Here is a 2,103-nt window from a genome sequence, read left to right as displayed (position 1 = left end):
ATGTGGTACTGAACGCTTTAGTCGCTAACGTTGCCCCTTTCGTAGCAGTAGCTGCAGCTTCAGTAGCTGTAGCATTAACGGTTTGAGCAATAGCATTACCTTCAACGGCAACTACATTAGCCTCTGTTGCAACAGTACTTTCAGTTACAGCAACAGCATTAGCTTCATTTGCAACGGTATTAACAGCAGTGGATACAGCATTAGCTTTATTTGCAGTACTGGTAAGTCCTAAAATACCTTTCAAATCCTTCCACGTATCCCCTAAATCTTTAAGTGAATCAATAGCATCAGCAAACGCCATAACTTGTTGAAGCTTGGCAATAGTTTTAGCCGTATCATCACCAGATACCCCGGCAAATTGTAGTGCAGCAGTATAACCTTGCACAGCTTTTGCAGCCAAACCAGCACCAGTTGCGAAAACACGGAATCGATTTTCTTTATCAAAGTTCTTGATACTTCTATTCGTATCTTCAATGGTATTTCTAAGTTCTGCAACCCTCTGTGCTGATTCCCTATATGCTGCTGTACCAGTTTGTCCTGCTGCTGCTAAACGTTGAGTTTCATTGAGTGCATTCCTTAGTTCCTGTCTTAATGATTTAACTGGTGCAGCTAAATCAACTTTACCAGCCTGTTTAGAAGAATTGGTTAAATTATCTATGTCCTTTTTTGCACCTGTAACTTCATCTTGGCCTTGAACACCAATATTTACTAATATATTTTGTTGGATATCATTACTCCCACCTGCCATAATCTATTTTTAAATAAATAGTATGAAGGGAGTTATGAAAGGCGATACGCTTGTTATTAGATATTTACTTTTTGTAGTTTGACCGTTGATGTTTCTAACCTATTGGTATAATCAACTTCCAAAACTTTATAATAAGCATTACCATACTGGTTATTAATAAAACATGGAACACGCATATCTAAATTTGATATATCATTTTCAGATAATAAAACTTTAGTTTCCAACAACACCATATTTGCATCTGTTAGTTCCCTGATCTGGTTTTGATAATAAGCCTGATAAGCATTAGGAGTATTATCTAATTGGTTAACATCAGCCGGGAAGTAATACCTGTTTGCTTCACCAAAGTTTAAATCTGATACATATGTATTACCTGTTAATCCTGATGATAACCTTATGTGTGATGCTTGGCCATAAAAATTAAGTTGATAAGTTGAATCGTATGGTGTGAAATTATAATTAGTTCCATCAAAGACCATTTTTCCAATCTGATAATCTGAGCAGTTCTTTTTACCATTGAAATATAAAATCCTGATGTTTGAAATGTATGCTGATTTTTTACCACTGCTATCTTGTTTATATATTTCCGGGGTAATTCTACCTGTATTACCGAAATTAACAACAGGTGTTGGTGAAAATATCAGTTCAACCTTTGATTCATCAGTTGATCCTAAGCTATCAGTTTCAGTATAAGCACCGTAAACCTCTTGATAATCATTAAAATACAGAGAATTGAAGTAATCTGAATCAGATTTATAGGTAAAACTGTACTTTTTAGCCAATTCTCCGTATGAAGAAAAGGTTACTTTATCACTATAATCAACCTTTTTGGTATAGTCTAATGCTGTTGCTTGTATATTTTCCGGTTTGCAAAACTCATAATAATCATCATAAGGCTGAAATATGATATGTTTTGGATTTTCAAGCGAACTATAGGTATAAAAATTAAATAACAGGCTCAAAGATTTAATAAAATCCTTCTGTTTAATGTTACTTACAGGCTGTGGTTTTACCGTATCACCATATATAACGCTATAGGTAATAAGATTATCGGTGTTTGATGGTGTATGTACGGTAACATCAGAAGTAAATATACCTAAAAGCAGTTTAAAAGATTGGTTTTGAGGTTGTATAATGTTCAAGGCAAAAATAAACTCAGTATCAATACTGAATGTCATTTGCGGAACATTCAATTCGAAATCATTTTTATTTAGCATCCCACCACCGGGAGCAATTTCACCAACAAATGCTTCTGCTACAACTGAAAAATTGGTAAAGGCATTCCAAGCAGCTGATGATTGATCAAATATTCGGGGCCTTGAAAACAATCTTGCATAGCAGGATAGTACTTTTTC

Annotated in this window: 2 protein-coding genes; both read right to left on the bottom strand. The window is 34.8% G+C overall.

The features are described from left to right. On the bottom strand, nucleotides 1-748 hold a 748-nt coding region (locus tag AC1DRQ_RS30955), incomplete at its 3' end, for a hypothetical protein (protein ID WP_477429884.1). Between the two features lie 56 nt (nucleotides 749-804). After that, nucleotides 805-2,103 (bottom strand): hypothetical protein (locus tag AC1DRQ_RS30950; protein WP_477429882.1); only part of this gene is annotated, 1,299 nt, incomplete at its 5' end.

The sequence above is a fragment of the Mucilaginibacter sp. P4_E8 genome (assembly GCF_056401495.1).
The sequence above is the reverse complement of the archived record's forward strand: the minus strand, read 5'-3'. Positions and strand labels throughout refer to the sequence as shown.